Source organism: Xanthomonas bonasiae (genome assembly GCF_017163705.1).
Lineage (GTDB): Bacteria > Pseudomonadota > Gammaproteobacteria > Xanthomonadales > Xanthomonadaceae > Xanthomonas_A > Xanthomonas_A bonasiae.
This window is the reverse complement of sequence record NZ_JAFIWB010000024.1, coordinates 64,979-88,295: the sequence shown is the minus strand read 5'-3', so window position 1 is coordinate 88,295 and position 23,317 is coordinate 64,979. Positions and strand designations below refer to the sequence as shown.

General features: G+C 70.3%; 19 protein-coding genes and 1 tRNA gene. 7 read left to right on the top strand and 13 right to left on the bottom strand.

Annotated elements, in window-relative coordinates:
- Positions 1-450: 450 nt before the first annotated feature.
- From JR064_RS17805 to coaBC, 3 genes are read right to left on the bottom strand one after another with little or no spacing between them, the layout of a single operon-like run.
- Positions 451-2,793: a phosphomannomutase/phosphoglucomutase gene (locus tag JR064_RS17805; RefSeq protein ID WP_206230624.1), complete on the bottom strand. Its 2,343-nt coding sequence runs from the start codon at positions 2,791-2,793 to the stop codon at positions 451-453.
- Positions 2,794-2,808: 15 nt separating this feature from the next.
- Positions 2,809-3,279, bottom strand: coding sequence for a dUTP diphosphatase (gene dut, locus JR064_RS17800; RefSeq protein WP_009588584.1), 471 nt, complete (start codon positions 3,277-3,279; stop codon positions 2,809-2,811).
- On the bottom strand, positions 3,276-4,538 hold the full coding sequence (gene coaBC / locus JR064_RS17795) for a bifunctional phosphopantothenoylcysteine decarboxylase/phosphopantothenate--cysteine ligase CoaBC (protein ID WP_338123906.1): 1,263 nt from the start codon (positions 4,536-4,538) through the stop codon (positions 3,276-3,278). Before coaBC ends, dut begins: the two co-directional genes overlap by 4 nt.
- A 97-nt stretch (positions 4,539-4,635) precedes the next feature.
- Here coaBC and radC point away from each other — a divergent pair, with 97 nt between their 5' ends.
- The 3 genes from radC (at position 4,636) to JR064_RS17780 (ending at position 8,015) form a co-directional block, all read left to right on the top strand.
- Positions 4,636-5,310 carry a RadC family protein gene (radC, locus tag JR064_RS17790; protein WP_179570903.1) on the top strand — a complete coding sequence of 225 codons (675 nt, stop codon included), beginning with the start codon at positions 4,636-4,638 and terminating at the stop codon, positions 5,308-5,310.
- A 167-nt stretch (positions 5,311-5,477) separates the two neighbouring features.
- A complete protein-coding gene (argS, locus tag JR064_RS17785) occupies positions 5,478-7,166 on the top strand; it encodes an arginine--tRNA ligase (protein ID WP_179570904.1) in 1,689 nt (562 codons plus the stop codon).
- A 15-nt stretch (positions 7,167-7,181) separates the two neighbouring features.
- Positions 7,182-8,015: an SPOR domain-containing protein gene (locus JR064_RS17780; RefSeq protein ID WP_206230623.1), complete on the top strand. Its 834-nt coding sequence runs from the start codon at positions 7,182-7,184 to the stop codon at positions 8,013-8,015.
- Between the two features lie 209 nt (positions 8,016-8,224).
- On the opposite strand, the gene JR064_RS17775 is transcribed toward JR064_RS17780, so the two are convergent.
- The 4 genes from JR064_RS17775 to JR064_RS17760 all read right to left on the bottom strand — a co-directional run bounded on the left by JR064_RS17775 (position 8,225) and on the right by JR064_RS17760 (position 10,363).
- On the bottom strand, positions 8,225-8,980 hold the full coding sequence (locus JR064_RS17775) for an SDR family NAD(P)-dependent oxidoreductase (RefSeq protein WP_191825777.1): 756 nt from the start codon (positions 8,978-8,980) through the stop codon (positions 8,225-8,227).
- A gap of 73 nt (positions 8,981-9,053) precedes the next feature.
- Complete coding sequence (locus JR064_RS17770) at positions 9,054-9,623, bottom strand: DUF4865 family protein (protein ID WP_206230622.1); 570 nt, start codon at positions 9,621-9,623, stop codon at positions 9,054-9,056.
- Positions 9,620-10,018: a tautomerase family protein gene (locus JR064_RS17765; RefSeq protein WP_206230621.1), complete on the bottom strand. Its 399-nt coding sequence runs from the start codon at positions 10,016-10,018 to the stop codon at positions 9,620-9,622. The genes JR064_RS17770 and JR064_RS17765 overlap by 4 nt, the downstream gene beginning before the upstream one ends.
- A 21-nt stretch (positions 10,019-10,039) precedes the next feature.
- Positions 10,040-10,363 carry a carboxymuconolactone decarboxylase family protein gene (locus tag JR064_RS17760; protein WP_206230620.1) on the bottom strand — a complete coding sequence of 108 codons (324 nt, stop codon included), beginning with the start codon at positions 10,361-10,363 and terminating at the stop codon, positions 10,040-10,042.
- A 105-nt stretch (positions 10,364-10,468) separates the two neighbouring features.
- Here JR064_RS17760 and JR064_RS17755 point away from each other — a divergent pair, with 105 nt between their 5' ends.
- A complete protein-coding gene (locus JR064_RS17755) occupies positions 10,469-11,377 on the top strand; it encodes a LysR substrate-binding domain-containing protein (RefSeq protein ID WP_206230619.1) in 909 nt (302 codons plus the stop codon).
- 63 nt (positions 11,378-11,440) lie between these two features.
- On the opposite strand, the gene JR064_RS17750 is transcribed toward JR064_RS17755, so the two are convergent.
- Both JR064_RS17750 and speA read right to left on the bottom strand, forming a co-directional pair.
- Complete coding sequence (locus tag JR064_RS17750; protein ID WP_206230618.1) at positions 11,441-12,559, bottom strand: acyltransferase family protein; 1,119 nt, start codon at positions 12,557-12,559, stop codon at positions 11,441-11,443.
- Positions 12,560-12,793: 234 nt separating this feature from the next.
- Positions 12,794-14,683 (bottom strand): arginine decarboxylase, encoded by a 1,890-nt coding sequence (speA, locus tag JR064_RS17745; RefSeq protein WP_206230617.1) that lies wholly within the window; start codon positions 14,681-14,683, stop codon positions 12,794-12,796.
- Between the two features lie 305 nt (positions 14,684-14,988).
- On the opposite strand from speA, the gene speE reads away from it, so the two are divergent.
- Positions 14,989-15,840, top strand: a complete 852-nt coding sequence (speE, locus tag JR064_RS17740; RefSeq protein WP_191825784.1) for a polyamine aminopropyltransferase — start codon at positions 14,989-14,991, stop codon at positions 15,838-15,840.
- 308 nt (positions 15,841-16,148) lie between these two features.
- Here speE and JR064_RS17735 read toward each other — a convergent pair whose 3' ends face one another.
- Positions 16,149-18,128 (bottom strand): glycoside hydrolase family 84 protein, encoded by a 1,980-nt coding sequence (locus tag JR064_RS17735; RefSeq protein ID WP_206230631.1) that lies wholly within the window; start codon positions 18,126-18,128, stop codon positions 16,149-16,151.
- 850 nt (positions 18,129-18,978) lie between these two features.
- Positions 18,979-19,317 carry a P-II family nitrogen regulator gene (locus JR064_RS17730; RefSeq protein ID WP_003480503.1) on the bottom strand — a complete coding sequence of 113 codons (339 nt, stop codon included), beginning with the start codon at positions 19,315-19,317 and terminating at the stop codon, positions 18,979-18,981.
- Between the two features lie 176 nt (positions 19,318-19,493).
- On the opposite strand from JR064_RS17730, the gene ubiK reads away from it, so the two are divergent.
- Positions 19,494-19,763 (top strand): ubiquinone biosynthesis accessory factor UbiK, encoded by a 270-nt coding sequence (gene ubiK, locus JR064_RS17725; protein ID WP_206230616.1) that lies wholly within the window; start codon positions 19,494-19,496, stop codon positions 19,761-19,763.
- A 13-nt stretch (positions 19,764-19,776) separates the two neighbouring features.
- Positions 19,777-21,336 (top strand): YifB family Mg chelatase-like AAA ATPase, encoded by a 1,560-nt coding sequence (locus JR064_RS17720; RefSeq protein ID WP_206230615.1) that lies wholly within the window; start codon positions 19,777-19,779, stop codon positions 21,334-21,336.
- A gap of 497 nt (positions 21,337-21,833) precedes the next feature.
- On the opposite strand, the gene JR064_RS17715 is transcribed toward JR064_RS17720, so the two are convergent.
- Positions 21,834-22,664 (bottom strand): alpha/beta fold hydrolase, encoded by an 831-nt coding sequence (locus tag JR064_RS17715; protein WP_206230614.1) that lies wholly within the window; start codon positions 22,662-22,664, stop codon positions 21,834-21,836.
- A gap of 525 nt (positions 22,665-23,189) precedes the next feature.
- Positions 23,190-23,266: transfer RNA gene (locus tag JR064_RS17710), tRNA-Arg, on the bottom strand.
- Positions 23,267-23,317: the final 51 nt, after the last annotated feature.

The following is a 23,317-nucleotide window of genomic DNA, read 5'->3' as shown; positions in this document are numbered from 1 at the left end:
TGGGCGGCTTCGGCTGGAGTCGGGACTGAAGTCCCTCCCACAGCGCACCCAGCAAGTAGGCCGCAAGCCCCCTGTGGGAGCGACTTCAATCGCGACGAGCGAAGTCCGGATGCCCGCGCGGCTTAGGCTGGAGTCGGGACTGAAGTCCTTCCCACAATGCACCCAGCGAGTAAGCGGCGAGTCCTTGTAGGAGCGACTTCAGTCGCGACGAACGAAGTCCGGACGCCCGGCGGTTCCGGATGCCGTCGGGGCTGAAGCCCCTCCTGCAGCGCACCCAGCGCGTTGGCCGCGCTTCCTGTAGGAGCGGTTTCAACCGCGACGAGCGCCGCCCGGAATCGCTGCGCTCTCGGCAACCCTGTCGCGGGCTGAAGCCGTTTCCACACCACTCCGCGTGCCAGCGGCGCTACGCCGCCTCGCCCGGCACTGCGCCGGGCGTACACGGCATGCGCCTCAGAACCCCGCCGCCAGCGACGGCAGCAGCGCCTGCAGCTGGCTGCGGAACAGGTCCTTGATCCGCTCCAGCGCGGCAGTGGTGTCGGCCTCGAAGCGCAGCACCAGCACCGGCGTGGTGTTGGACGCGCGCACCAGACCCCAGCCGTCGGCGAAGTCCGCACGCAGGCCATCGATGGTGAGCAGCCGCGCACCGGCGAACGCCGAGCCTTCCTGCTGCGCGATGGCGACCAGCTGCGCGACCAGCGCATGCGCGTCCTGCCCGTCGGCCAGCGGCAGTTTGATCTCCGGCGTGGACACGCTGTCGGGCAGCTCGGCCAGCACCTCGGACGGGCTCTCCTCGCGCTGCGCCAGGATCTCCAGCAGCCGCGCCGCCGCGTACAGGCCGTCGTCGAAGCCGTACCAGCGCTCCTTGAAGAAGAAGTGGCCGCTCATCTCGCCGGCCAGTTCGGCGTCGGTCTCGCGCATCTTCGCCTTGATCAGCGAATGCCCGGTCTTCCACACCATCGGGCTGCCGCCGTTGCGCAGCACGTAGTCCGACAGCTTGCCGGTGCACTTGACGTCGTAGATCACCAGCGCGCCGGGGTTGCGCTGCAGCACGTCGGCAGCGAACAGCATCAGCAGGCGATCGGGGTAGATCACCGTGCCTTCCTTGGTGACCACGCCGAGCCGGTCGGCATCGCCGTCGAAGGCGATGCCCAGGTCGGCGTCGAAGCGCTTCACGGTCTGGATCAGGTCTTCCAGGTTGTGCGGCTCGCTGGGATCGGGGTGATGGTTGGGGAAGGTGCCGTCGACGTCGCAGTACAGCGGGATGACCTCCGCGCCGATCGCCTCCAGCAGCCGCGGCGCCAGTTCGCCGCCCACGCCGTTGCCGGCATCGGCCACCACCTTGAGCGGGCGATCCAGCTGCACGTCGTCGGCGATGCGCTGGATGTAGTCGTCGCCGACGTCGCGCTGCTCCAGCCGCCCCGGTTCGGCGGCGGTCGGCAGGCGGCCTTCGCTGATCCGCGCGTACAGGTCGGTGATCGCCGCGCCGGACAGCGTCTCGCCGCCGACCACGATCTTGAAACCGTTGTAGTCCGGCGGGTTGTGGCTGCCGGTCACCGCCACGCAACTGCCGGCACGCAGGTGGAAGCTGGCGAAATACACCACCGGGGTCGGCGCCAGGCCGATGTCGGTGACGTGGCAGCCGGCGCGGCGCAGGCCGTCGATCAGCGCCGCCGACAGTTCCGGGCCGGACAGGCGGCCGTCGCGGCCGACCACCACCTCGTTCAGGCCTTGCTCCTGCATCACCGCGCCGATCGCCTGGCCGATCAAGGCGGCGACCTGCGGGCTGAGATCGCGGCCGACCACGCCGCGGATGTCGTAGGCGCGGAAGATGGCGGCCGGCACGGTCAGTGCCGGAACCGCCCTGGCCGGCGCGCTCTCGCCCTCGGGCAGCGGCGGTGCCGGTGGCGGTTCCCGGTGCTGCAGGCTCTGCCGCAGGGTGGGCTCCTGCTCGGCCGCCGCGGCGGCGGCCTTGGCGCGGCGCGGCCGCGGCAGGCGGCCGCGCGCGGCCAGCAGCACCGCCAAGGCCAAGAAGCCGAGCAGGCCGGCGACGATCAGGCAGGGCAGCGCGTCCAGGCCGAGCGGGCCGAGCTCGGCGTCGGGCAACGCCGCGACCACCCGCAGCCCGGTCGTGCCGATCGGCCGCGACAACGCGTCGCCATGGTCGGCCAGGCCGGCATCGCCGGCGCCGACCACGTCGTAGCTGCCCTGGCGCAGCGCCAGATAGCCGCTGGCCGGAACCGCGGCCTGCGCCACCGGCGCAGTCAGCACGCGCAGCGGCAGGCGCAGGTAGGCGACGCCGGCGCCCGTGTCCAGGGTCACCGGCGCGGCCAGCCCCAGTCGCGCCCCACCACCGTCGCGCACCACCGCGCTGGCGACGGCGTCGGTCAGCAACGCCTTTTCCAGCAGCGCCAGGCGGCCATAGCCGAAGCCGCCCGCGTCGGCGTAGCCGGCGCTCAGGTCGGCGGGCAGCACGTGTGCGTCTTCCGCGTCCTTCCAGCCCTCGCGCAACGCCTGCGCCGCCGCGGTCGCGTCGCCGCGCGCCAGGGCCGCCTGCACCGCGGGCTGCTGCAGTTGCGCGGCGAAGCGCTTGGCCACCGCCGCCAGCGCCTGCGAGGTCTGCGCCACCACTGCGTCGCGCGCCTGCTGCAGTTCCGTGGCGCTGTGTTCGTTGCGCCATTGCTGCGCGCCGCTCCAGCCGAACCAGCCGGCCAGCGCGGCCAGCAGCAGCGCCAGCAGCGGCGCCGCCTTGCGCAAACCCTCCGGCGCCGGCGGCCGTTGTGTTGCCTCGCTCATGCAGACGATCCCCTGTCAGCGCACTCCGGTATGGCCGAATCCACCCGTTCCCCTGGCGCTGTCGGCGAAAGTATCCACCACCTGCAGGGCAACGCGCACGACCGGCATCACCACCAGTTGCGCGATGCGGTCGCCGGGGGCGATGGTGAACGGCTCGCGGCCGCGGTTCCAGACGCTGATCAGCAGCGGCCCCTGGTAGTCGGCATCGATCAGGCCGGTGCCGTTGCCGAGCACGATGCCGTGGCGATGGCCCAGCCCGGAACGCGGCAACACCACCGCGCACAGCTGCGGATCGGCGATGTAGATGGACAGCCCGCTGGGGATCAGCGCGGTATCGCCCGGCGCCAGGGTCAGCGGCGCCTCGGTGGCCGCGCGCAGATCGAGCCCGGCGCTGGCTTCGGTGGCGTAGTCCGGCAGCGGCCAGCTGTCGCCGAAGCGCGGGTCGAGCAGTTTGACCTGCAGCGGGTACGGCGTCGGAATGGTCATGCGTGCAGTCGCTCCGCGATCAGGGCCAGCAATTGTTCGGCCAGTTGCGCCTTGGACACGGCCGGGAAGCTGCGCGCGCCCTGTTGCCAGTAGGCGGTGGCGGCATTCTGGTCGCTCTCGAAGCCGTTGCCGGCCACCCCCACCTGGTTGGCGATGATCAGGTCCAGGTGTTTGTCGTTGAGTTTGCCACGCGCGTAGCGCTCGATGTCGTGAGTCTCGGCGGCGAAGCCGACCACCAGCTTCAGCGCCTGGGTCTGGGCGGCGACCTCGGCCAGGATGTCGGGCGTGCGCACCAGCTCCAGGGTCAGCATCTCGCCGCTCTTCTTGATCTTCTGCGCGGCGACCTGCCTGGGCGTGTAGTCGGCGACCGCGGCGGTGCCGATGTAGATGTCGGCCGGCAACGCGCCGAGCACCGCGGCGCGCATCTGCGCCGCCGAGCGCACGTCGATGCGCTGCACGCCGTCGGGCGTGGGCAGGTGCACCGGGCCGCTGACCAGCACCACCGACGCGCCCTGCCGCGCCGCCGCCGCGGCCAGGGCATAGCCCATCTTGCCGCTGCTGCGGTTGCCGAGGTAGCGCACCGGGTCCAGGTCTTCGTAGGTCGGCCCGGCGCTGATCAGCAGGCGCAGGCCGTGCAGCGCGCCGCCACCGGCGCTGGCCGCGACCGGCGTGGGCGCCGCAAGGGGCGCCGCAGCCGCAGCGCGGCCAGCGGCCAGCGCGGCGACGATCTCTTCCGGTTCGGCCAGGCGTCCGGGGCCGGACTCGCCCTCGGCCAGCGGGCCGTCGTTCGGCCCGACCACGCTGGCGCCGCGTTGGCGCAGCGTGGCGACATTGGCCTGGGTAGCGGGGTGCAGCCACATGCGGTGGTTCATCGCCGGGCACACGGTCAGCGGCGCGTTGGTGGCCAGGCACAGCGTGGTCACCAGATCGTCGGCCAGGCCGTGGGCGAGCCGCGCCAGCAGGTCGGCGGTGGCCGGCGCCACCACCACGCGATCGGCCCAGCGTGCCAGCTCCAGATGGCCCATCGCCTGCTCGGCGGCGCTGTCCCACAGGCTGGTGCGGGTCGGGTGCGCGGACAGCGCCTGGAAGCTCAGCGGCGTGACGAACTGCTGCGCGCCGGCGGTCATCGCCACCTGCACCTCGGCACCCGCCTCGCGCAGCCGCCGCACCAGCTCCAGCGCCTTGTAGGCAGCGATGCCGCCGCCCACGCACAACAGCACACGCCGCCCCTGCAGGGGCCCCTCGAAAGTACCGGTCACGTCGGGAATGTCCTACCCATGCAAGAACGATTAGCTTACCCGATGGCCCTTTGCGGCCCTGATACCGTTGCGCCATATCGCCCGCCAATCTGGCGATATGCACATAAACGACTGGCCCGATGCCGAACGCCCCAGGGAAAAGCTGCTGGCACGCGGTCCCGGCGCCCTCTCCGACGCCGAACTGCTGGCGATCTTCCTCGGCTCCGGCCTGCCCGGCAGCGACGCAGTGCGGACCTCGCGCGACCTGCTGCATCGGCATGGACCGCTGCGCATGCTGCTGGACCGCCCGCCACGCGAGCTGGTCCGCCTGCCGGGGCTCGGCCCGGCACGGGCCTGCAAGCTGTCGGCGGCGCTGGAGCTGGCCAAGCGCCACCTGGCCGCCGAGCTTGAACGCGGCACCACCCTGACCGATCCGGGAGCGGCCGGCCGCTACTTCGCGCAACGGCTGCGGGCATGGCCGCACGAAGTGTTCGCGGTGCTGTTCCTGGACACCAAGCACCGCTCGCTGGCGTTCGAAGAACTGTCCCATGGCACCCTGGACGGCGCCGAGGTGCATCCGCGCGAAGTGGTGCGGCGCGCGCTGGCGCACAACGCGGCCGCGGTGATCATCGGCCACAACCACCCATCGGGGAACTCGGAACCCTCCCCCGCAGACCGCGCCGTCACCCACCGGCTGAAACAGGCGCTGGGCTTGGTGGACATCCGCTTGCTGGACCATTTCATCGTCGGCGACGGGGCGCCGGTGTCGATGGCGGCGCGCGGCTGGGCCTGAGCCGGAATCCGGGAACCGTGGCAGCGCGGCGGCGGCGTTGCCCATCGCAGATGCCCAATCCCCGATCCGCCATCGTCGGACGGCCTGAGGTCGGGCTGAACCCGGCACGGGCCGGGAGGCGGCGGGTCGGGTAAAATCGCCGGTTCCGCGCTTCAAGCAGAGATCACGTGAAATCCCAACTCCGCGCCCTGATCGGTCAAGGCATCGAAGCCTTGCGCGCCAACGGCACCCTGCCGGCCGACACCCTGCCGCCGGACTTCGTGGTCGAACGGCCCAAGACCCGCGAGCACGGCGACTTCGCCACCAATGCCGCGATGCTGCTGGCCAAGGCCGCGCGCGGCAATCCGCGCGCGCTGGCGCAGCAGCTGGTCGCCGCGCTGCCGGCCAGCGACGAGGTGACCCGGGTCGAGATCGCCGGCCCCGGCTTCATCAACTTCCACCTCAGCCCCAGCGCCTACCAGCGCGAAGTGCTGGCGGTGCTCAAGCAGGGCGAGGACTACGGCCGCAGCCTGGTCGGCAATGGCCGCACCGTGGGCGTGGAATACGTCTCGGCCAACCCGACCGGCCCGCTGCACGTGGGCCACGGCCGCGCTGCGGCGATCGGCGACTGCCTGGCGCGGCTGCTCGAGGCCAACGGCTGGAACGCCAAGCGCGAGTTCTACTACAACGACGGCGGCGGCCAGATCGAGAACCTGGCGCGCTCGGTGCAGGCGCGCGCGCAGGGCAAGACCCCCGACAGTCCCGACTGGCCGGAAGAAGGCTACCGCGGCGACTACATCCAGGACGTGGCCAACGCCTACCTGGCCGGCGACTCGGTGGACCTGGAAGGCAATCTGGTCACCGGCTCCAAGGATCCGAACGACCTGGAGGCGATCCGCCGCTTCGCCGTGGCCTATCTGCGCAACGAGCAGAACCACGACCTGGCCGCGTTCGGCGTGGACTTCGACATCTACTTCCTGGAAAGCTCACTGTACCGCGACGGCAAGGTCGAGGAGGCGGTGCAGAAGCTGGTCGCCTCCGGCCACACCTACGAGGAAGGCGGTGCGCTGTGGCTGAAATCGACCGATTTCGGCGACGACAAGGACCGCGTGATGCGCAAGTCCGACGGCAGCTATACCTACTTCGTGCCGGACGTGGCCTATCACCTGAGCAAGTGGCAGCGCGGCTACGTGCGTGCGATCACCGAACTGGGCGCCGATCACCACGGCTCGCTGGCGCGGGTGCGCGCCGGCCTGCAGGCGATGGACCTGGGCATCCCCAAGGGCTGGCCCGAGTACGTGCTGCACCAGATGGTCACGGTGATGCGCGGCGGCGAGGAAGTGAAGCTGTCCAAGCGCGCCGGCAGCTACCTGACCCTGCGCGACCTGATCGAGGAAGCCGGCCGCGATGCCACCCGCTGGTTCCTGATCGCGCGCAAGCCCGATTCGCAGCTGACCTTCGACATCGACCTGGCGCGCCAGCAGAGCAACGACAATCCGGTGTTCTACGTGCAGTACGCGCATGCCCGGGTGTGCAGCCTGCTGCGCCAGGCGCAGGAGAAGAAACTGGACTACGACCAGGCCGACGGCCTGGGCCAGCTGAACCGGCTGAACGATGCGACCTCGCTGGAACTGATGCTGGAACTCTCGCGCTACCCGGAAGTGGTGGAGAATGCGGGGCATGTGCTGGAGCCGCACCTGATCGCGCAATACCTGCGCGAACTGGCGACCGCGTTCCACACCTGGTACCACGGCACCCCGGTGCTGGTGGACGATGCGGGCGAGCGCAACGCCAAGTTGACCCTGGCCGTGGCGGCGCAGCAAGTGCTGGCCAACGGCCTGAACCTCCTGGGCGTGTCCGCCCCGGAAAAAATGTGAGTGGAGAAGCGGTAGATGGCAGCACGACGCGGTAAGACGCAGGCGCGGCGCAACAGCGGCAACGGCACGCCCGGATGGGTGTGGCTGATCGCCGGCGTGGCGATCGCGGCAGTGGTATTCCTGGCGGCGCCGGGCCTGTTCAAGAAGGACGGCGACGGCTTCCTGCGCGTGGGCGGGCCACGCGCCAATCCGGATGCGCAACCGGCGCCGGTGGCCGATGCCGACGTGGACGCGGCACCGGAACTGCCCAAGCCGGCGGCGACAGCGGCCGGCAGCACCAAGCCCGACGCCAAGAAGGACGCACAGACCCAGTACGACTTCTACACCTTGCTGCCGGGCAAGGAAGTGCAGATGTCCGACGCCGAGCTGGCCGCCAGCGCACGCGCCGAGGCCGCGCGCCAGGCGCGCGCGCCGCAGCCGGCTGCCGCCGCCACGCCGGCCACCGCAACTGCGGCGACCGTGGCCGCCACCACGCCGGCAACGACGGCGGCAGCGTCCAACCCGACCCCGCTACCCGAAACGGCAGCAGCCGGCGCACCCGCCAACACGGTGGCCACGGCGACCAAGCCAGCCGCGGCATCGACCGTGCCCGCCGCTGCCGCCGCCGCGCCGGACAACGCCCGCTACATCCTGCAGGCCGGCTCGTTCGGCGCCTCCGGCGATGCCGAATCGACCAAGGCCAAGCTGGCGATGCTGGGCCTGTCGGCGCGCGTGGAATCGGCGCAGATCAGCGGCAAGACCGTGTACCGCGTACGCATGGGGCCGTATGGCACGGCCAGCGAACTGGCCGCGGCCAAGCAGAAGCTCACCGGCAGCGGGCTGCCGGCGATCGCGATCAAGGCGCAGTGAGGCTGGGAGTCGGGAATGGGGAAACGGGAATGGGGAGAAGCGGCTTCTCCTGCATTCCTTGCGACTGGCCTGCGTAGGCCAGCCGTTTCATTGCCTCGCCAGTCGCGCAAGCGCGACTGATGGCCGCCTGGCCGCCGTGACCCAGGGCAGGCGGAGCACGTCGACGCCTGCTTTAGCTTTAGCTTTTCCTATTCCCGATTCCCCACTCCCTATTCCCGGCCCCTAGCCACCTGGAAGCCGGCGAAGGACTGCGTCACCGGCATGATCTCCAGCCGATTGATGTTCAGGTGCGGCGGCAGCGTGGCGACCCAGAAGATCTGCTCGGCGATGTCCTCGGCGGTCATCGGCTGCGCGCCGTGGTACAGCTTGTCCGACGCGCCCTGGTCGCCGTGGGTGCGGACCAGGGTGAACTCGGTCTCGGCCATGCCCGGCTCGATCGCGGTCACGCGCACGCCGGTGCCGTGCAGGTCCGAGCGCAGGCCCAGCGAGAACTGGCTGACGAAGGCCTTGGTGCCGCCGTAGGCATTGCCGCCCGGATACGGATACAGCGCGGCGACCGAACTGATGTTGACGATCGCGCCACGGCGCTGGATCAGCGTGGGCAGCAGGCGATGGGTCAGGGTCACCAGCGCGGTGATGTTGGTATCGATCATCGTGCGCCAGTCGTCCAGCGACGCGGCCTGCGCCGGGGCGGTGCCCTGCGCCAGGCCGGCGTTGTTGACCAGCAGGTCGATGCCGCGGAACGCGTCCGGCAGCTCCGCCAGCATCGCATCGAGCGCAACTTCGTCGCGGATGTCGAACGCCGCCACGTGCACGCGCTCGGCACCGAACTCGGCCAGCAGCGGCTGCAGCCGCTCGGCGCGGCGCCCGGTGGCGATCACGCGCCAGCCGGCGTTGACGAAGCGGCGCACGGCGGCGGCGCCGAAACCGGAGGTGGCACCGGTAATCAGGGCGGTCTGGGTCATTGAGAGGCCGGGAATGGGGAGTGGGGAATCGGGAATGGTAAAAGCAAACAGGCAAAGCCGGGGTGCTGTTGCCTCAACCGCCGCTTGCCGGCATGGACACGTGGCCGACGGCATAGGCTTGACCGACGTCCGGCGCGGGCGGCGGCAGATCGCGCCAAAGCCGCAGGCGCAGCAGGTTCCAGCCATGCGGCTCGTAGGCGCTCACCGCGGCGAGCGCGCCTGCGGCAAGATCGTCCCTCGCCCGCTCGGTCGCGTGGTCGCCCAGCGTGTCGAGCGCGTCGGCATCGGGGATCGCGACGATCTCGCGCCGGGCGTAGCGGGCGCCGCGCAGGTCTGCGTGCAGATGCGCAGCGCACACCGTCCACAGTTGCACCGCGGGCCGCCCGAACGACGCGGTCAGCGCGCGGAACGCGGCGCCGGCGAGGAAATCGCGCATCGCCTCGGCATCGCGCCACAGATAGAACGGCGCGTACAGGTTGCTGTGGCTGGACAGCGCGCGATCGGCGCGGTCGGCGCTGAGATAGGCCTTGAACACCAATCCCGGCAGGCCGTCCAGCAACGGCCCCTTGTCGGCGATGCGGCGCTGGATGATGGCCATGTCGTAGTCGGCCGGCAACGCGATGCTGTACTGCATGGCGATCATGCGCCGGCCTCCGCGGCCACGATCCCGGCGCGGCCGCCGCCGAAGGACCAGTCCTGGGCCTCGGTGGTGACGATGTTCACCATCACGTCTTCCGGCGCGATGCCCGGCGTGATCGCCAGCAGCTCCACCAGGCGCCGGTAGAACGCGCGCTTGCGGGCCTCGCTGCGTGGCCGCCCGGCGGTGATCGCGATCAGCACGAAGCCATCCGAGCGCGGTCCGCCGAGATAGTGGCGGTCGAACACCAGTTCCCCTGGATCGTGCTGGTGGATGACCTGGAAGCAATCGCCGGCCGGCACCTCGAAGGCCTCGTGCATGGCCTGGTAGACGCTGGCGGACAAGGCGCGCAGATAGTCGGGCGCCGCGCCGCGATGCAGCGAGATACGGGCGTAGGGCATGGGATGTCTCCTGCTCGGGAATCAGGCGGCCGACGCGGTCGCGGCGCGCAGCAGCGGCAGCGCCGAGGCGGCGCACGGCCAACCGGCGTAGAACGCCAGATGGGTGATCGCTTCGGCCAGTTCGTCGCGGCCCAGGCCGTTGTCCAGCGCGCGGCTCAGGTGGAACGGCAGTTGCTGCGGCCGGTACAGGGCCACCAGCGCCGCCACCGTGACCAGGCTGCGCTCGCGCGGCGACAGCGCGGGGCGCTGCCACAGGTCGGCGAACAGCACGTCATCGGTCAGTTGCGCGAATTTCGGCGCGATATCGCCGAACAAGGATGCAGAAGGCTTGCATGTAGCGGACATTGGCGTCTCGCGCTGGAGATTGACTGCGCACAGCCTAGCCACCGAAGATGTTCCTGAAAATCGGGAAATTCAGTATTAACTCTTCGATAAAACAGGATCGATAGCATGCGTCGCGTCACCTTCGATCTCGATGCGCTGCGCAGCTTCGTCGCCGGCGTCGAACTGGGCAGCTTCGCCAAGGCGGCAGATCGGCACGGGCGCTCCACGTCCGCGATCAGCGCGCAGCTGAAGAAGCTCGAAGCGCAGGCCGGCCACACGCTGCTGCGCCGCAGCGGCCGCGGACTGGCGCTGACCGACGCTGGCGAGGTGTTGCTGGCGTACGCAAGGCGTCTGCTGGACCTCAACGACGAAGCCACCGGTGCGCTGCACGGGTCGGTCCTGCAGGGCTGGGTACGGCTTGGACTGCAGGAGGATTTCGGCGAGCACATGTTGCCCGACGTGCTGGGACGCTTCGCCCGCGCTCATCCCAAGGTGCGCATCGAAGCGCGCATCGCGCGCCATCAGGAACTGCTGGCCCGGGTCGACGCGGGCCAGTTGGACCTGGCGCTGGCCTGGGACGCAGGGACCGCGACGGCGCATCGCGCGCCGCAGGCGGCCTGGCTGATGCGCTGGATCGCCGCGGCCCAGGCGCCGCTTCCGGACCCGAGCGGCTGGCACAGCGAGACGCCATTGCCGCTGGTGATGCTGGAGGCGCCCTGCCTGCTGCGCACCGCGGCGACCACGGCGCTGGACCGCGCCGGCATCCCGTGGCGCATCGCCTTCACCAGCGCCAGCCTGGGCGGCGTCTGGGCGGCGGTGCGCGCCGGCCTGGGCCTGACCTTGCGCACGCCGGCCGGCCTGCCCGAGTCGCTGGCGCTGCTGCCGCCAGGGACCGGCGGCCTGCCGACGCTGCCGGCGCTGGGCTTGAACCTGCATCATGCCGACGCAGAACCGACACCGGCAGTGACGCGCCTGGCGGAGATCCTGCAGCAGCGCCTGCACGAGGCGCGCGTGGCCTGCGCCGATCCGGGGTGAGGCGGCTGCGTGGAGAGCCGCGCACGTCGGCTCGCCGCGCCAACATGCTCCGGCAGGGTGTGCCTAGGCAGCCACCGGCAGCTCGGCGGGCTTGCGCCGCAGGCGTTCGCGCAGCTGCAGGAACGGCCGCTCCACCGCGTAGTGCAGCAGCGCGGCAGCCAGCAGCGCCATCACCGCATAGGTCGCGAACGCGAGCAGCCCATGTCCATCGAGCGCGGCGCCGAACCAACGCTGGGTGAGATGGAACACGGCCTTGTGGGTCAGATACAGACTGTAGGAGATCGCCGCCAGCCAGCCCGCGCCCGGCAGCGCACGGCGGCCGATCCAGCTGCGCGCGGAAGCCCCGGAGATCACCAGCAGCGCCAGCCCCAGCGACAGCAGCGGCCAGCCGATCGCGTTGCCGAGCAGACCGGTACGTTCGCGGAACAGCCACATCGCCAGCGCGCACACCGCCAACCCGGCCAGCAGCAGTGCGTTGGCCCGCGCCTGCAGCCACTGCCAGCGCTGCGGCCGGAACACCTTGATCGCGGCCAGCACCACCCCGGCCAGCAAGCCGTCGAGCCGGTTCCAGGTCGGGTAGTAGATGTCCTCGATGAACCAGTTGCGTTGCAGCCCGTCGCCGATGCGCTCGAGCGCGCTGTCGTGCAGCCAGGCGGCCGTGCGCAACGCGATGCCGGCCAGCACCACGGCGCCGCACACCGCGACGAAACGCGGCGCCGACGGCCGCCGCAGCGACAGCGCCGCCAGCAGCGGAAACACCAGGTAGAAATGCTCCTCCACGCACAGCGACCAGGCATGCGAGAACGCCTGCTGGTTGGCGTAGTCGATGCCCAGGTTCAAGGTGAAGCTGGCGAACATCCACCACGGCGCGATGCCCGGCGCTTCGCGGAAACCGGGCCAGGCCAGGTACAGCGCCAGCACCACGGCGAAGGCCGGCAGGATGCGGAACGCGCGACGCAGGTAGAAATCGCCATAACGCAGCGGTTCGCCGCGTGCCAGCGGCGCCAGCACCTGGCCGCCGATCAGGAAGCCGCTGAGCACGAAGAACAGGTCCACGCCCATCCAGCCATAGCGCGACAGCCAGGCCCAGTCCGGCCCCAGGCCGCCGACCACGAATGAGTGGAACAGCATCACCCACACGATCGCCAGCGCGCGCAGCAAGTCCAGTCCGGGGTAGCGCATCGCGTCGGGGGGAGATGGCAGGGGCGCTCAGCTTATGGGCCGGTGCCAGCGCTCGTCCATCCGCAGCGGCGAATGCGAGCGGTGCCGCGATGACGACAAGGCGCGTCGCGTCTGCGCGGGATGCGCTGGAGGGACGATCGCGCTCGGTACGTTCCTGCGCGCGCTCGACAACGCGGCGACACGCAGCCGCGGAGCGCGCTCCTCGCCTGCTGGCGAAGGAGCGCATGCCGGCACTCAGCCCAGCGGTTCGTCCGACAGGTAGGTGTAGCCGGTCAGCCCCGCTTCCAGCGCCGCCGACAAGGCCTGCGCCTGCTCGGCCGGCAGTTGCGCGGCGGCCACGCGCTCGGCGTAGGCCGCGCGCAGGTCGGCCAGTGCATAGCCCACGTAATCCAGCATCACGTCGGTGGTATCGCCGCGGCGCTGCTGGGCGATGCGGTAACCGTCGCCATCGGCGCTGACCTCGATCGCATCGGTGTCGCCGAACAGGTTGTGGATGTCGCCGAGGATTTCCTGGTAGGCGCCGACCAGGAAGAAGCCGAGCCGGTAGCTCTCGCCCGGGCGCAGTTCGTGCAGCGGCAGCGAGCTGTCCAGGCTCTCGTTCTCGACGTAGGTCTTGACCATGCCGTCGGAGTCGCAGGTCATGTCGCAGATCACCCCGCGCCGCGCCGGCGCTTCGTTCAGCCGCTCGATCGGCACGATCGGGAATACCTGGTCGATCGCCCACACGTCGGGGATCGATTCGAACACGCTGAAGTTGACGAAGTACTTGTCCACCAGCCGCTCGTTGAGCTCGTCCAGCACCGGGCGGTGGCTCTTTTCCTCATGGCTCAGGCGCGCGCGCACGCCGTGCGCGATGGCGTAGAACAGGTCGTCGATGCGCGCGCGCTGCGGCAGGTCGATCTGGCCCAGCGCGTAGCTGGACAGGCCTTCGGCATGGAAATGCTGCGCTTCCTGGAACAGCTCCACCGCCGGGCGCACGTCCAGTTCGTCGTGGATCTCGCGCAGGTGGCGGATCGCCGCCGGTTCGTCGGCGTGCGCGTCGGGCACGCGCCCTTCCGGCGCCTGCTCCACTTCCGAGACGTTGGCGATCAGCACCGCGTGGTGCGCGGTCATCGCGCGGCCGCACTCGGTGACGATCCGCGGCGGCGCCAGGCCGTGTTCCTCGCAGGCGTTGGCCAGCGGCTGCACGATGTTGCTGGCGTAGGAATGCAGGCCGTAGTTGATCGAGCAGTAGCTGCGCGAACGGGTGCCTTCGTAGTCGATGCCCAGGCCGCCGCCGACGTCGACGTGGCTGATCCTGGCACCCAGCTTGGACAGCTCGACGAAATAGCGGGTGGCCTCGCGCATGCCGTTGGCGATGTCGCGCACGTTGGAGATCTGCGAACCCATGTGGAAGTGCAGCAGGTTCAGCGACTCGGCGTACTCGGTGTCGCGCAGCGCCTTCCACAGGTCCAGCACCTGCCGCGGCGACAGCCCGAACTTGGCCTTGTCGCCGCCGCTGTTCTGCCACTTGCCCGCGCCCAGCGAGGCCAGGCGCATGCGCACGCCCAGGCCCGGCTTCACGTCCAGCGCGCGCGCTTCCTCCAGCACCAGCTTCAGCTCCGACGGCTTCTCGATGACGATGAAGGTCTGCAAGCCGAGCTTGCGCCCGATCAGCGCCAGGCGGATGTACTCGCGGTCCTTGTAGCCGTTGCAGACGATCAGCCCGCCCGGCCGCGACAGCGCCAGCACCGCCATCAGTTCCGGCTTGCTGCCCGCTTCCAGGCCGAAGCCCTCGCCGTGGTGGCTGGCCAGGGTGCCGGCCACGCCGCGGTGCTGGTTGACCTTGATCGGGTACACCGCGGTGTAGCCGCCGGCGTAGTCCCAGTCGGCCTGGGCCTGGGCGAAGGCCGCCTGCAGCTTGCCCAGGCGCTCGCCCAGGATGTCCGGGAAGCGCACCAGCATCGGCAGCTTGGCGCCGGCCGCGCGCGCGGCGTCCACCACCTCGGGCAGCGCGATCGCCACGCCGTCGGCGCCTTGCGGGCGCACCACCACCCGGCCGGCCGCATCCACGTCGAAATACCCATCGGCCCAATGCGGGATCGAATAGGTCTTGCGGGCTTGGTCGAGGGACCAATCGCTCATCGTGGCGGCTCGGCGGGGAAAAGGGGCGTGGATTGTAACGCCTGCTACGCGTGGGCTCCGTTACAATCCGCGCCGACCTGACGCCCCTGTCCCCGGCGGAGCCGGGTCTGGTGAGGGTTCGCGTGCCGCGCGGTTCGGGTGCACGAGGCCGCGCCCTGCCCTCATCGGCGAAGGGTGGTGTCTGGCGTCGCGTGGTCTAGCTGCGTGAGGCTGCGCCCCACCCTCATCCGGCGCGTCGCGCCACCTTCTCCCGGTGGGAGAAGGATGCGTCCGTCTTCTTTCTTGCTTTCCTAGGAATCTTCTGCATGACCGCCAACGACAACTGGTACATCGAACACTTCCAGCCCACCGGCTCGGCCATCGGCTATCGCATCACCGGCAAGCTGGACGAGGTGCAGTCGCCGTTCCAGAAGATCGAGATCTACGACACCACCGACTGGGGCAAGCTGATGGTGATCGACGGCGCGGTGATGCTGACCACGCGCGACAACTTCTTCTACCACGAGATGATCAGCCACCCGGCGCTGTTCACCCACGCCGCGCCCAAGCGCGTGGTGATCATCGGCGGCGGCGACTGCGGCACCCTGCGCGAAGTGCTCAAGCACCCGGGCGTGGAAAGCGCCACCCAGTGCGACATCGACGAGCAGGTCACGCGCATGGCCGAGAAGTACTTCCCGGAGCTGTGCGAATCCAATGCCGATCCGCGCGCCGAGCTGCTGTTCGACGACGGCATCGCCTACATGGCCAACTGCCCGGCCGGCAGCGTGGACATCGTCATCGTCGATTCGACCGATCCGGTCGGTCCGGCAGAAGGCCTGTTCAACAAGGCGTTCTACGCCAGCTGCTTCAAGGCGCTGAAGGACGACGGCATCTTGGTGCAGCAGTCCGAATCGCCGCTGGCGCTGCTGGACCTGATCAAGGAAATGCGCGCGGAGATGGGCAAGGCCGGCTTCGCCAGCTTCCACACCGTTCCGTTCCCGCAGCCGTGCTACCCGACCGGCTGGTGGAGCGTGACCCTGGCGCGCAAGCAGGGCGGCTTCGACTTCCGCCAGGCCGACGCGGCGGCCAAGCCATTCGCCACCCGGTACTACAGCGCGCACCTGCACACCGGCACCCAGGTGCTGCCGCCGTTCGTGGCCGAGGCGCTGGGCGAGTAATCGGCCCAGGCGGAACCGGGCGCCTGCGTGTTCGCGGCGCCCGGACGAACGCGGGCTGAGCGTGCATGCGCCGGCGTGTCGCCCGCATGCACCTGCCGCAAGACATCACGAGCGCAGAGCCTCCTAGGCGCAGCGGCCTTGGTCGACATCACGTCGACTTGCGCGTTCTCGTTCCGTCCCCCGTTGCACTGCAGCGGCTGGCGGGCCTCCGGAAATTTTGCCGATCGCGGACGATGCACCGCGCAGCACCGGTGCATGGCTCAAGCGGCGGCCGGAGGAAGCGCCCCCCGCCAACGCCCGCCGAACCGTCAACGCGCAGCCGTCGGAGCCGATCCAGCCGGTGCGTCCAGCGCGATCAGCGTCGGGGCGTCCGCCACGAAGCGATCGAGCACGCCATCGGCGATCTTGACCGGCCCGCCGAAACGCGTCGCGCCGGGGATCGACTGGATCGCCGCGGCCTCGGCAGCGAGCCGGGCCGCATCGGCGAACGAGCCTGACGCCGCGGCGTCGCCTCGGTTGGCGGCCTGCAGCCCGGCTGCCGTCGCCTGCAGCGTGCGCCCCCAGCCTTGCATCGCATCCAGCCAGGGGCGCGACTGTTCGGCGAAGCCCGGATCGGCCACGCCTGCGCGGATGATGCCCGGCGCCGCCGCGATCTCGTCCGCGCTGCGCGCGAGCTCGGCGAGCGCCTGGCCACGCGCGTCGGCGTCGCCACCGGCAAGCGCTTCGCGAACCCGGTCGAGCACGGCCTTCAGCCGCGGCGCCTGCTCCTGCCACGGCTGGCTGCCGAAGGTCGGCGCCAGGTGCTGGGTATCGAAGAAGGTGAGCAGCGCCGCGGTCACCCGCGCATCGCCCGCCGCCAGTTCGCGCGCCGCCGCATGCCAGGTCCGCTCGGCGTCGTAATCCTTGTCGTTCCATGCGAACGCGGTCAGCCCCATCACCGCGACACGGCTCGGCGCCTCCTGGTTCATCGGGTTCGCGACGATGCCGGCCAACTCCGCAGACAGGCCAGCTTCGCGCCGCGTGTACGGCGCCAGCAACAAGCGGCCGGCCGAGGTTTCGTAATCGTTGACCGGGTAGTTGTCCCACAGCAGCGTCCTGCGCCCGAACGCCTTGGTCGCCGCGCGCGCATCGGGGATGGAAATGGCAGGCGGCACGACGTCGGTGCCGGTCCATTGCACGACGATCTTCGGATCCAGATGCTGGCGCAATGCGGCCTTGTACGGGCTTTCCTTGGCGTCGTAGTACTCGGTCGGGACCATGATCAGTTCCGACGCCGCAGCGTGCCGGGCGACCAGGTCCGCCTGCACCAGGTTGAGCAGGTACGACTGCGCGACGCCCGCCGCTTCCGCACCCGACGGGCCGAAGGTGGCCTTGTCGCGCTCGCAATTCCACTTGGTGTATTCGATATCGTCGAGCGCGACATAGAAGCTGCGCACGCCCAGCGCGCGAAACGCGTCGAACTTGCGCAGCAGCGCCTTGGCATCGGCCGGATCGGAGAAGCAGACCGACGGCCCCGGCGAGATCGCGTAGACGAAATCGACATGGTTGCGCCTGGCCGTCGCCGCCAAGCCGCCCAGCGCCTTCAGCGTGGCCGCCGGATAGGCCTCGCGCCAGCGGTCGCGCGCATAGGGGTCGTCCTTCGGGCTGTAGATGTAGGTGTTCGCCTTGGTGCGGGCGAGGAAATCGATGTGCTTGGCGCGATCGGCCATCGACCATGGCGCCCCGTAGAACCCCTCGATCGTGCCGCGGATGGCCATCGCGGGGTAGTCCTGGATGACCAGGGTCGGGATGGCCGGGCGTTCGGCAAGCTGACGCAAGGTCTGCGCGGCATGGAACAGGCCGTCGGCGTCGTGGCCGGCGAGCGTGATCAGGCTGCCCTTGCCGGTGGCGACGCTGGCGAGGGTATAGCCCTCCTTGTGCGTCTCCTGCATGGCCTTGCTGCGCGTCAGCGCCTCGCGGACGACCACCGCCTCGCCGGTTCCGACGACGATGTACGGTTGTTCGAGCGTGGCCGGCAGGCGCGACGCGGTGGCGATGTGCTCGACCCCCGCGGAGACCAGGCTGCGACGGACCAGTGCGACCGATGCGGGGTCCGCACCCGGCGCGGCGACCAGCACGACCTTCCGGCCGAGCGCGACAGTGCCGGCCTCAAGCCGGATCGACACCGGGCTCGGAAACAGCGCCGGCCGCGTGACCGGTTGCGCCGCGGCCGGGACCGCCAGCGCGAGACCCAGCGCCACCGTCATCGAGAGCAGACTCAGGCCCGCCCGTGTAGCGCGTCGCGTCATTCCGGATCTCCGGTATTGGAATGGTATTACGGCACAGAGTAGGCAAGTCGCTACGTCGCGACAAGCTGCGCGGCCGCGGCGGGGATTCGCGTGCTGCGGATTGTCGAATTCCGGCTTGGCTCGCGTCAGACCAAACGGCGGCGCAGGCCTGCGCCCAATTCGGTATTTAAATGGTATGCGCGGCAACGCGGGCAGATCGCCCTGAGCTATCACTGCCCTGTTGGAGACCGAGAAGAGCTTCAGCTCTGACATTCGCCGAAGCCGGTGCAGTGCCGAGCTGCGCTCGTCGCGGCTCAAGCCGCTCCTACAACGACCTTGCGGCAAGCGGCTGGGTGCACTGTGGGAGGGGCTTCAGTCCCGACTGCATCCGCAGCCGGAAAATCCACCGCTTCGCTCGTCGCGACTGAAGTCGCTCCCACAAGGAGCTTAGGATGCTTGCCTGGTGCACTGCAGGAGGGGCTTCAGCCCCGAGATTCGCCGAAGCAGGGCAATCCGGCTCCGTTCGTTCAACGGCGTGGAGCGCGACAAGGCCGAGGAGTATTCGATCAGCGAAGCCAGTGCGGCCGCGGCAAGGCACCCATCGGCATTGCGCGCCGGCGCAGCGGCTCTGCATCGGACGAATGTTGCGGAGTGAAAGCAGGTCTATCGCGGCGCAGAGAACAGCGTGGGCCGAGCCAGACCGAGGTGCTTTGCCGATGGAGATCGGCGAAGTGCCGGGCGGCGCAGTGCGACGTAGAAGCAGCGGCTAGACGCGCCGCGATCTACGATGCACGACCGCGCTGCCGCGCACCTCACCGTTGAATTCTCGCGATGCAGCCCTGTCGCCAGGAACGCAGCGCGTACCGAGACCCTACAGCGCGTCCGCATCCAGTTCGCCGGTGCGGATCCGCACCACTGTGCCCAGGTCATACACGAACACCTTGCCGTCGCCGATCTTGCCGGTGCCGGCCGCCTTGACGATCGCCTCGAGCACGCGTTCGACCTGGTCCTCGGTGACCGCCACTTCCAGCTTCACCTTGGGCAGGAAATCGACCACGTACTCGGCGCCGCGGTACAGCTCGGTGTGGCCCTTCTGCCGGCCGAAGCCCTTGACCTCGGTGACGGTGATGCCGGCCACGCCCTGCGCGGCGAGCGCTTCGCGCACGTCGTCGAGCTTGAACGGCTTGATGACGGCCATGATCATCTTCATGCGGCTTTCTCCAATCACAATGGCGTCAGGATAGCGCGGTTGCGCGATGCCCGGCTGCCGGGTTCAAATGCTCGCGCGCCCCATCGCCGGAATTTTCCGACAGCGCGCCGCGCCCGATACCGATGGCCCCGAACCGCAGGGTGCCGCAGTCTGGCGCTCCCTGCCGGAGCATCGCCATGATCGACCTCAATCACCTCGACGACCTCGCCCGCCGCCTCAGCGACCTGGTACCGCCAGGCCTGCGCGAATCCCGCGACGAACTGCAGAGCACCTTCAAGAGCGCGCTGCAGGCCGGCCTGGGCAAGCTCGACCTGGTCACCCGCGAGGAATTCGACGTGCAGCGCGCGGTCCTGCTGCGCACCCGCGAGAAGCTGGAAGCGCTGGAACGCAGCGTCGCCGCGCTGGAAACCGCGCGCAGTGGCGACGCGCCGTCCGCGCAAGCCTGACCCACCCGCCACCATGAGCCTGGCGCTGGTGCACAGCCGTGCCCGCGCGGGGGTGCTTGCGCCTCCGGTTCGGGTCGAGGTCCACCTATCCGGCGGACTGCCTGCGACGCAGATCGTCGGCCTGCCCGAGGCCGCGGTACGCGAATCGCGCGATCGCGTGCGCGCCGCCATCCTGTGCGCGCAATACGAGTTCCCGGCGCGGCGCATCACCGTCAACCTGGCCCCGGCCGACCTGCCCAAGGACGGCGGCCGCTTCGACCTGCCGATCGCGCTGGGCATCCTCGCCGCCGCCGGGCAACTCGACCCGCAAGCGCTGGGCCACTACGAATTCCTCGGCGAACTGGCCCTGACCGGCGAACTGCGCCCGGTGGACGGCGTGCTGCCGGCGGCACTGGCCGCCGCGCAGGCCGGACGCACGCTGATCGTACCGGCGGGCAACGGTCCCGAAGCGGCGCTGGCGCAGCACGTGCAGGCGTTCACCGCGCGCACCCTGCTCGAGGTCTGCGCGCTGTTGAACGGCACCAAGACCTTGCCCGCCGCCGAAGCCCTGCCGGCCGCGGCCACGCCGTTTCCCGACCTGAGCGACGTGCGCGGGCAGGCGCAGGCGCGGCGCGCGCTGGAGATCGCCGCCGCTGGCCACCACCACCTGCTGCTGATCGGCAGCCCGGGCTGCGGCAAGACCTTGCTGGCCTCGCGCCTGCCCGGGATTCTGCCCGAGGCCAGCGAGGCCGAGGCGCTGGAAGCGGCGGCGATCGCCTCGGTCAGCGGCCGCGGTCTGGACCCGGCGCGCTGGCGGCAGCGGCCCTACCGCGCGCCGCACCACACCGCCAGCGCGGTGTCGCTGGTCGGCGGCGGCACCCATCCGCGCCCGGGCGAGATCTCGCTGGCGCATCGCGGCGTGCTGTTCCTCGACGAATTGCCCGAATGGAACCGGCACGCGCTGGAAGTGCTGCGCGAGCCGCTGGAATCGGGCACGGTCACCGTCTCGCGCGCCGCACGCAGCGCCGAATTCCCCGCCCGCTTCCAGCTGGTCGCAGCGATGAATCCCTGCCCCTGCGGCTGGGCCGGCGACGCCAGCGGCCGTTGTCGCTGCAGCGACGACAGCATCCGCCGCTACCGCGCGCGCATCTCCGGCCCCTTGCTGGACCGCATCGACCTGCATGTGGATGTACCACGCCTGCCGCCGCAGGCGCTGCGCGCCGACGCTGCCCCCGGCGAGAGCAGCGCGGCCGTGCGCGAGCGGGTGGAGCAGGCGCGGCAACGCCAGCTGGCACGCGCCGGCTGCCCCAACGGCCAGCTCGGCCACGGCGACACCTTGCGCGACTGCCGCCTGCAGCCGCGCGACGAAGCGCTGCTGGAACACGCCATCGACCGCCTGCGCCTGTCGGCGCGCTCCTTGCACCGCATCCTGCGCGTGGCGCGCACCATCGCCGACCTAGATGGCAGCGACGCGATCGCCACCGCGCATCTGACCGAGGCGATCGGCTACCGGCAACTGGATCGCGGCGAGCCCGCTTCACCGCAGCCGGGTTCGTTTGCGCGCGCGGGCGAAGCGCGGCACGCGGCGCGATAGCGCCCCGAGCGCGCCGAGCGCGCCGGCGCAGCAGCCGCCTGGTCTGCATGCGCCCATCGCACGGAGCCGCGCAGCGGCCTCGCATACCGCAACGCGCATAACGCAAGCGGATGCGGATGCGGATGCGGATGCGGCAGCGGATGCGGCGGCGGCGGCGGCGGCGGCGCAGCAGAGCACGCTGGAAACAAAGCGCCGCAGTTGTGCGATAGCGCCATCCCGCCGCCTGCCGCTGACCGCGGTTGCTGGCCGCACATCGCGGCAATGCCGGCTAGCGTCCCTTCCGATCATTCCCGCGCGACGGGCGACGGTCCCGTCACGGTGGATGTATGCGTGGCTTCAACCTACTGGTACCGATGTCACGAACTCGGCCAGCAAGGCATTGCAGCGCCGCGCATGGGTGAAGGTCATCCCGTGCGAAGCGCCGGCGAGCTAGCGTCCCTTCCGATCATTCCCGCGCGATGGGCGACGGTCCCGTCACCGCGGATGCCTGCGTGGCTTCAACCTACTGGTACCGATGTCACGAACTCGGCCAGCAAGGCATTGCAGCGCCGCGCATGGGTGAAGGTCATCCCGTGCGAAGCGCCGGCGAGGACATGGTGGCGCGCATCGGGCAACCACTCGGCCAGCGCGGACGCGTTGTCGCGGTACTGCGCCGGACTCAGTTCGCCGCTGACCAGCAGCACCGGCAGCGCCAGGGCCGCGGCCTGCTCGCGGTCGTAGGCCGGCAGCGCATCGCCGATCTGCGGCACCAAGGTCTGCGCGTTGTCGCGCACCATCTGCCGGAACGTCGCGCTGCTGCGCGCCCAGGCGCCGGGCTGGCTGACCGAATCGACGAAACATTCCAGGCCGGCCTCGACCTGCCCGTCGCGCAGCAAGGCGATCGCCCGCGCGCGGATCGCCACTACCTCTTCCGGCAGGCCCTGCGGCTGCGGCCCGCCCGGATCGAACAGGCTCAGGCTGGCGATCGCGGCCGGCCGCTGCAGCGCGACCTGCCAGGCTACCGCGGCGCCGCGCGAGTGACCGACCAGATGCACCGGTTGTCCGTAGCTGGCGAGGAACCCGGCAACCTGCTGCGCATGCCAACGCCAGCCGAAGCGATGCCGCAGCGACGATGGCAATTGCGGGAAATACTGGCCCAGGCTCAGTGCGGCGACCTCGAAGCCCTCGGACAGGCCGCGCAGTTGCGGCGCCCAATAGCGGTAGTCGCACAGCGCACCATGCACCAGCACCACCGGGGCGCCGTCGCCGAGTCGCAGGTAGGCCAGCGCATCGTCGTCGCCCAGCAAGTGGACCGCAGGCTTGCCTAGCGGGGTGCGCGGACCGATCACCGGTAGCCTCCGGCAAGGGGCCGCAACGGAGCCCGCCCCACGACATTCATGGCGGCCTCACTGACACGGGCACCGGAGAGGATGCGAAAGAGATGGCCCGCACTGGACCGCCGCGAACGTAGAAACCGCGGCCGCGAGCGTCTCAGCGGCGGCGCCGGCACGACGGAGGACGTCGTGTTGTGTGCGCCGCACGCGCTGGCGATGCAGCCCAGCGAAATCCAGCGCGGCATCCCGGGGAGCGGCGGCGTCACGCGCCCAAGACCGCCGGTCGCCGCGTTGCCAAAGGCAATGCAGGCCAGCGGCGGAAGGAATTCCATGCGCGATGGACGATGATGCGGTGCGCGCGGAGAGACACGCAGTACGCGCCGGCCTTTCGACGCAGAGGGTGCCAGCGAGGTATCCCGAGCCGTACTAGTACGCGCAGCGGCGTCATACGCCGCAGGCCGTCGATCGCCGCAGCGCCGAAGGCGGTGTCCACCACCGGCAGGATTCGCGGTCGAAGAGGCCATGCAGGCTGGGATGATGTGGTGCGCCCGGAGGGATTCGAACCCCCGACCAATGGCTTCGGAAGCCACTACTCTATCCGGCTGAGCTACGGGCGCAACGGACGCGCATTCTAACGGCAAACCGCGCGCCGCGTCTCCCCCATGCCC